Annotated in this window: 6 protein-coding genes; 3 read left to right on the forward strand and 3 right to left on the reverse strand. The window is 76.1% G+C overall.

All coding sequences use genetic code 11. From position 1 onward, the window contains the following. On the forward strand, positions 1 to 457 hold a 457-nt coding region (locus EAD98_RS04570; RefSeq protein WP_121652821.1), incomplete at its 5' end, for a redoxin domain-containing protein. After that, a complete protein-coding gene (locus tag EAD98_RS04575) occupies positions 454 to 1,350 on the forward strand; it encodes a cytochrome c biogenesis CcdA family protein (protein ID WP_233578111.1) in 897 nt (298 codons plus the stop codon). The genes EAD98_RS04570 and EAD98_RS04575, both read left to right, overlap by 4 nt. On the opposite strand, the gene serS is transcribed toward EAD98_RS04575, so the two are convergent. From serS to EAD98_RS04590, 3 genes are all read right to left on the reverse strand, one after another. Beyond that, positions 1,347 to 2,633 (reverse strand): serine--tRNA ligase, encoded by a 1,287-nt coding sequence (gene serS / locus EAD98_RS04580; RefSeq protein ID WP_121652822.1) that lies wholly within the window; start codon positions 2,631 to 2,633, stop codon positions 1,347 to 1,349. The genes EAD98_RS04575 and serS overlap by 4 nt on opposite strands. Positions 2,634 to 2,748: 115 nt before the next feature. Next, complete coding sequence (locus EAD98_RS04585) at positions 2,749 to 3,861, reverse strand: MerR family transcriptional regulator (RefSeq protein ID WP_121652823.1); 1,113 nt, start codon at positions 3,859 to 3,861, stop codon at positions 2,749 to 2,751. 25 nt (positions 3,862 to 3,886) lie between these two features. Further along, positions 3,887 to 5,128, reverse strand: a complete 1,242-nt coding sequence (locus EAD98_RS04590; RefSeq protein ID WP_121652824.1) for a trans-acting enoyl reductase family protein — start codon at positions 5,126 to 5,128, stop codon at positions 3,887 to 3,889. Positions 5,129 to 5,350: 222 nt separating this feature from the next. Between EAD98_RS04590 and EAD98_RS04595 the strand changes: the two genes are divergently transcribed. Further along, positions 5,351 to 7,069: AAA family ATPase (locus tag EAD98_RS04595; protein WP_233583714.1), on the forward strand; the 1,719-nt coding region annotated here is incomplete at its 3' end.

Consider the following 7,069-nt stretch of genomic DNA (forward strand, 5'->3'; position numbering starts at 1 on the left):
GCCACCCCGCCGCCGGCGGCCGCCGAGCGCAGTCCCGACCCCGGCCCGGGTCCCGGACACCCTGCGCTTCGCCGGAACCACCCTCACCGGCACCGCGTTCGACGCGGCGCAGCTCGCGGGCCGGCCGGTGGTGCTGTGGTTCTGGGCCCCGTGGTGCGCCACCTGCGCCAGCCAGGCCTGGACGGTCGCCGAGATCGCGCCGAAGTACCGGGACACCGTGCCGATCGTCGGCGTGGCCGGCCTCGGTGAACAGCGGGCGATGAAGGACTTCGTCACCGAGTTCGAGCTCGCCGGGACGCCGCAGATCGACGACCGCGCCGGCAAGCTGTGGCGTCGGTTCAAGGTGACCGAGCAGAGCACGTTCCTGATCATCGATCGGGACGGCAAGGTCGTCCACCAGGGCTTCCTGGACGGCGAGGCGCTCACCGCCCGGGTCCGCGCGCTGGCCGGGGCGTGACCGGCCCGCTGCTGCTCGCGCTGACCGCCGGCATGCTCGGCGCGGTCAACCCGTGCGGCTTCGCGTTGCTGCCCGCGTACCTCTCACTGCTGGTCGCCGGGGCGCCGGACGCCCGCGGCGCGGTCGGCCGCGCGCTCACCGCGGCGGCCGGGCTCACCCTGGGGTACGTGCTGGTCTTCGGCGCCTTCGGCCTGGCGCTCGCGCCACTGGCCGGCTGGCTGCGGCCCCGCCTGCCGTGGCTGACGGTGGTTCTCGGGCTGCTGCTGGTGGCGGCCGGGTGCTGGCTGCTCGCCGGCCGGCGGCTGCCCGCGCCCGGCTGGTCCGCCCGGGCGCCCCGGCTGACCCGTTCCTGGCCGTCGATGGCGCTGTTCGGCGCGGCGTACGCGTTGGCCTCGCTCGGCTGCGCCATCGCACCGTTCCTGGCCATCGTGGTGACCAGTCTTCAGGCCGGCTCGACCGGACACGGGCTGGCGCTGTTCGGCGCGTACGCCCTGGGGATGGGGCTGGTGGTCGCGGTCGCCGCGCTCGGCGTGGCGCTGCTGCGCGACGGGCTGGTGGCCCGACTGCGCGGCGCCGGCGCGTTGGTGCCCCGGCTCAGCGGCCTGGTGCTGCTGCTCGCCGGCGGCTACGTCGCCTGGTACGGCTGGTACGAGTTACGGCTGGCCGCGGGCCGCCGCGACGCCCTGCACGACCCGGTGATCCGGGTGGCGTCGCGGGTGCAGCACGCCCTTGCCGACACCCTGGACACGCTCGGCCCGGCGGCGCTGCTCGCCGCCCTCGTCCTGCTCACCGCGGTGGGCGTTGGCCTGGGCGTCCGGAAGAGCGCCCGGACGCCGGCGGATACGCCGACGGGGGCCGGGGTGGACCCGGCCCCCGTCGAACGGATCGGCTAGCGCAGCGGGGTCAGGCGGTCGGTGCCCATCCGGTCGCGGAGGACCTCGGGGATCAGGACCGAGCCGTCGGCCTGCTGGAACTGCTCCAGGATGGCCGGGAACAGCCGGCTGGTGGCCAGCGCCGAGCCGTTGAGGGTGTGCACGAAGCGGGTCTGCTTGCCGCCCGGCTCCCGGTAGCGGATGGCCGCCCGGCGGGCCTGGTAGTCACCGGCCCAGGAGACCGACGACACCTCCTTGTACTTGCCGGTGCTCGGCATCCACACCTCGATGTCGAGGGTCTTCTTCATCGACGCGCTGGAGTCACCGGCGGAGAGCAGGGTGCGCTGGTAGTGCAGGCCCAGCCCCTCCACCAGGCTCTCCGCGTGGGCGAGCATCTCCTCCAGCGCGTCGTCGGCCTGCTCCGGCAGGGTGAACTGGAAGATCTCCACCTTGTTGAACTGGTGCCCGCGCACCGTGCCGCGCTCGTCCGAGTGCGAGCCGGCCGACTCGCGCCGGTAGCACGGCGTGTACGCGAACGCCTTCAGCGGCAGCTTCGGGGTCTCCAGGATCTCGTCCTGGTACGCGCCGAGAATCGCCGTCTCCGAGGTGGGCAGCAGGAACTGCCCGCGCGGCGCGGACTCCCGGTCCAGGTGGTAGACGTCGTCGTAGAACTTCGGGAACTGCCCGGCGGCGAAGCCGGCCGAGTCGAGCAGCAGGTGCGGCGGGAGCAGGAACTCGTACCCGGCCTTGATGTGCTGGTCGATGAAGTAGTTCAGCAGCGCCCACTCCAGCCGCGCGCCGACCCCCGTGTACATCCAGAAGCCGGAGCCGCCGAGCTTGACGCCACGCTCGTAGTCGACCAGGCCCAGCGCCCGGGACAGCTCCACGTGGTCGCGGACCTTCTCGATGGCCGGCGGCTCGCCGAAGGTCTTGACGACCCGGTTCGCCTCCTTGCCGCCGGGAAGCACGTCGTCGCTGGGCAGGTTCGGCAGCTCGCTCATCGCGTCCCGCAGCCGGGCCTGCACCTCGTCCAGCTGGGACTCCAGATCGGCGAGCTGCTTGCGCTCCGCCTCCGGTGCGGTGACCTGCGGCTCGGTGCCGGCACGCTTCGCCTGCGCGTACGCCCGGGCCTCCGCCTTGCGGCGCTGCCGCTCCGCGTCGATCTCCGTGATGAGGGCGCGCCGTTCCTGGTCGAGCCGCTGGATCTCGTCCAGGGCCCGGTTGACCTCGGCGGGATCCAGTCGCTTCGCCAGCGCGGTCGCCACCGCCTCGCGATCCTTCCGGATCAACTCCATGTCGAGCATGCTGCTCCGTACGCCTCCGTCCGGGGTCACAGGTGGACCCACAGATGCTACCGTCGCGCCCCGTTCGGTTCGGGACGGGGAGCGCGAGCCCACCGCCTGGGAACCGACGACGGGTTCAGAGCCGGATCGGCATCAGCACGGAGAACGTGTCCGTGTCGTCCGGGCGGCGTACGGCCAGCGGGGCGATCGGCCCGTCCAGCTCCAGGACCAGTTGCGAGCCGCCGGCCGCGTCCAGCGTGTCCAGCAGGTACGCGCCGTTCACCCCGACCCGCAGCCCACCGACCGGGTCCGGCGACATCATCCGGTCTCCGGTCGGGCCGGCGGTGGGCAGCAGGCGGACGCCGGCCCGGTCGTCGAGGCCGAGCACGGTGATCGCCAGTGACCGGCCGTCGTATTCGCGGGCAACCGTGGGGGCCGCCGGATCGGTGAGCGCGGCGCGCAGCGCGGCCACGTCGACCGGGATCCGGTACGCGGCCGGGCTCTCGCCGAGGGCCTCCCGCAGCAGCCTGCGGTAGTCCGGGAAGTCGTACGGCAGCGCGGCGCCCGTCAGTGTCCGACCGGCCACCGCGACGCGCAGGTCCGCACCGATCACGGTCAGCCGCACCGACCCGGGGTCGGTGGGGTCCAGCAGAGCGCGGAGTCGGTCGACGAGGTCCACTCCGACGAGCACCCGCACCGGCGGTCCGTCGACGGTCGCCCCGGCCCGGGCCAGCGCGAGCCGGTGCCGGTCGGTGGCGACCAGTCGGACGCCGTCCGGCTCCACGTCGAACAGCACGCCGGAGAGGGCCGGCAGCTCCGGGTCGGCGCCGACGGCGAAGCGCACCGCGTCGACGGCGGCGGCCAGTTCGGCGGGGGAGAGCAGCAGCGTGGTGGTCGCCGCCGGCGCCGGGTCCACCAGGGCCCGGAGCCGGGCGACCTCCCGGCGGGCGTCCGCGAGCCCGTCCGCCAGCCGGCGCAGGTGCGTGTCGAGCAGCCGGTGCACCGTGGCCGGCTCGGCGCGCACCGCCGCGGCGATCTCCGGCACGGGCATGCCGACCCGGCGCAGCCCGGCCACCAGCCGGGCCGGGGCGATCTGCGCGTCGGTGTACCAGCGGTAGCCGGTCACCGGGTCGACCAGGGCCGGTTCGAGCACGCCCGCAGAGTCGTAGAAGCGCAGCGCGCTGACGGTCAGGCCGCTGGCCCGGGCCAGCTCACCGATGCTGTGCAGGTCGCTCTCCACGACGGGCATCCTGCCCCCTCGACCCGGTCGAGGGTCAAGCCGCCGACTCCGCGCCGGGCGCGGCCGTCCGGTCGGCGGCCTCGGGCGTCGGGGTCGCGGGCTCCCGCTTCAGCACCCGGAAGGTCAGCCCGGCCCGGATCAGCCGGTCGAGCAGCGCGTCGCCCATCGCGACGACCGGGGTGACCTGCCCGGCGGTCGGCGCCAGCTCGTCGAACGCCAGGCAGAGCGCCGACTCGGCGAGCATCTTCGCCGTCTCGTCGTAGCCCGGGTCGCCGCCGGCCACCTCGGTGACCACCCGACGCCCGCCACCGGTGCCGACGAACCGGACCCGGAACCAGGACGCCGCCCGCCGCTGCGGGGTGGGCCCGTGCCCGGACGCCAGCCGCCCGAGCAGCCAGCGCCGGGTGGGCGGCAGCTTCAACAGCCCGACCAGCGCGCCGAGCCCGGCGGCCGCGGCCAGCACGGTGGGCAGCCGCTTCACCGCGGCGAAGTGCCGGTAGCGGAAGTTCGGGCCGTACTCCGGGCGGGCCGCCGCCGAGCGGCGTACCACCTGCGGGTCGATGGTGGGCAGCGGTACGGTCCAGATCCCCAGCTCCGCCGAGCGGCCCAGCCGGCCCGGCACCGCCCGGACCCGGCGGTCGGCGGGGCGCGGCTCGACGGCCCGGCGGTCCCGGGCGGCCTGGCTGGCCTGCTTCGTGCGGGAGAACGCGGTGAGCGCGGACTGGTACGTGCCGGCGGAGAACTGGCCGCCGGCACGGACGTACCCGTCCACGGCGATCGGCGCGTCGGCGGGCAGCTGCTTGACGGTGAACCAGACACCCAGGTCGTGCGGGATGGAGTCGAACCCGCAGGCGTGCACCAGCCGCGCGCCGGTGCGGGTCGCCTCGGCGTGGTGACGGACGTACATCAGGTCGACGAACTCCGGCTCGCCGGTGATGTCCAGGTAGTCGGTGCCGGCCCGGGCGCACGCCGCGACCAGCGGCTCCCCGTGATGGATGTACGGGCCGACCGTGCTGGCCACCACCCGGGCGCTCTCGGCCACCGCCCGCAGCGAACCGGCGTCGGTCACGTCGGCGGTGAGCAGCGGCAGCCCGGCCAGCGCCGGGTCGATCGCGGCGAGCCGGTCCCGTACGGCGGCGAGGCGGCCCGGGTTGCGGCCGGCCAACGCCCAGCGCAGCCCGGACGGCGCGTGCCGGGCCAGGTATTCGGCGGTCAGTCCCCCGGTGAACCCGGTGGCTCCGAACAGCACCACGTCGTACGTCCGCTCCCCGGCCATCCCCAGAGTCTGCCATCCGCCGCCCGCTGCGGCAGCTCGTGAGCGCGGCCGATCCCATCGGCGCCAGCCGTCACAGTGGTCCCACCCGTCGGGTCGGTCTCCGTCCCCCGGATCCTCGGCCGCGACCGGGTGAAGCGGGCTCGCCCCGAAGGGGTGAACGCGTCCGCGCCGGGTAACCGCTCGCCGACCGGGGGTGGAACGCGGTGGTGGGGGTGGAGCCGGGTGCCGGAAGAGCTGGATCGCGCACGGGTCGGTACGGCACCGGAGCGCCCGCCGGAGCCGCCGCTGCTGGCGTCCCGACTGACCCCGGCGGCGCCGCCCGAGCCGGTGGTGGCCCGGCCCCGCCTGCTGCGCCGGCTCGACGAGGGCAGCGCGGGACCGGTGACCCTGGTCGCCGCACCCGCCGGCTGGGGCAAGACCACCCTGCTCGCCTCCTGGGTGCGGCTGGCCGCTGGCAGCGGGGCCGGGCTGGGGCCGGCGTGGGTGTCGGTGGAGGTCGGCGACGACGGCGACCGACTCTGGGCGTACCTGGCGGCGGCGTTGCGGGCGGCGACCGGGTCGACGGAGGGCGGCCCGGCGGCGCCGGTGCCCGACCGGCCGCCGCGCCCGGACCAGTTGGAGCTGCTGGCCGCCGCGCTCGCCACCCTGGACCGACCGGTGCTGCTGGTCCTGGACGACCTGCACCGGGTCGCCGACCCCGCCGCGCTGACCGGGCTGGAGTTCCTGCTCCGGCACGCCGAGCAGCGGCTGCATGTGGTGGTCGGGGCCCGGGCCGGGTTGCCGCTGGCCCTGCATCGGCTCCGTCTGGCCGGCGAGCTGACCGAGATCGGCCCGGACGAGCTGGCCTTCACCGATGACGAGGTGGCCGACCTGCTCACCGCGCACGGGGCGCCGCTGCCGGCCGCCGCCCTGCACCGGCTGCGCGAGCGCACCGGGGGATGGCCGGCCGCGCTGCGGATCGCCGCGCTGGCGTTGCGCGGGCATCCCGACCCGGAACGGTGGGTGGCGCAGTTCGGCGGCGACCAACCGGAGATCGCCGGCTATCTGCACGAGGAGGTGCTCGCCACGATCGATCCGGCCGACCGCGACCTGCTGCGCCGCACCGCCCTCGCCGAGACGGTCTGCGCGGACCTGGCCGAGGCGCTGACCGGCCGCGCCGACGCCGGGCGGGCGCTGGCCGACCTGGCCGGCGCGGGCGGTCTGCTGCACCGGGCGGAGAGCCGCCCGCCGTGGTACCGCTGCGATCCGCTGCTGGCCGACCTGCTCCGGGCCGAGCTGGCCCGGCTGCCCGCCGACGAGGTGCGTGAGCTGCACGCGCGGGCGGCCGACTGGTACGCCGGTGACGGACGCCCGGTGGACGGCTTGCGGCACGCGCTGGCCGCCGGCCGGTGGGACCGGGCCGGCGACCTGTTCGTCGCGCACTGGCCGGAGCTGACCCGGTACGACGCCGATCCGACGACGGGCCCGGCCCCGATGTCCCCGCCTCCGGCGGTGCTGCGCGCCGACCCGGAGGTCGCGTTGGCCTGCGCCGCCGAGCGGGCGTACGCCGGCGACCTGCCGGCAGCCAGCGGCCACCTGCGTGCCGCCGCCGGGTACGTCGACGGCCTGCCGGTGCCGCGCCGGGACCGGTTCCTGCGGCTGGCCACCGCGCTGGAGCTGACCCTGGCCCGACTCGCCGGCGATCCGGCCGAGGTCCGGGCCGCCGCCGCCCGGCTGCTACGGACCCGTCCGGTCGGCGCCGCGCCGAGAGCGGCGTCGGGTCCGCCGACGACCGGGGCGCCGAACCACGCGCTCGCCGCGGGTACGGGAAGCGCCGCCGAGGACGCGGACCTGCGGGCGTTCACCGGCACCGCCCTGGGGCTCGTCGAGTTGGCGGCCGGCGCGCTGCCCGACGCCCGGTTCGTCCGGGCCCGGGCGGCGGCCCGGGAGGCCGGCCGGGCC

Source organism: Micromonospora sp. CV4 (assembly GCF_003667455.1).
Taxonomy (GTDB): Bacteria; Actinomycetota; Actinomycetes; order Mycobacteriales; family Micromonosporaceae; genus Micromonospora.

Excerpts from the sequence above, each read along its gene's own strand:
- serS (WP_121652822.1), bottom strand. The coding sequence starts at position 2,633 with ATGCTCGACATGGAGTTGATCCGGAAGGATCGCGAGGCGGTGGCGACC.
- EAD98_RS04590 (WP_121652824.1), bottom strand. The coding sequence starts at position 5,128 with ATGGCCGGGGAGCGGACGTACGACGTGGTGCTGTTCGGAGCCACCGGG.
- EAD98_RS04585 (WP_121652823.1), bottom strand. The coding sequence starts at position 3,861 with ATGCCCGTCGTGGAGAGCGACCTGCACAGCATCGGTGAGCTGGCCCGG.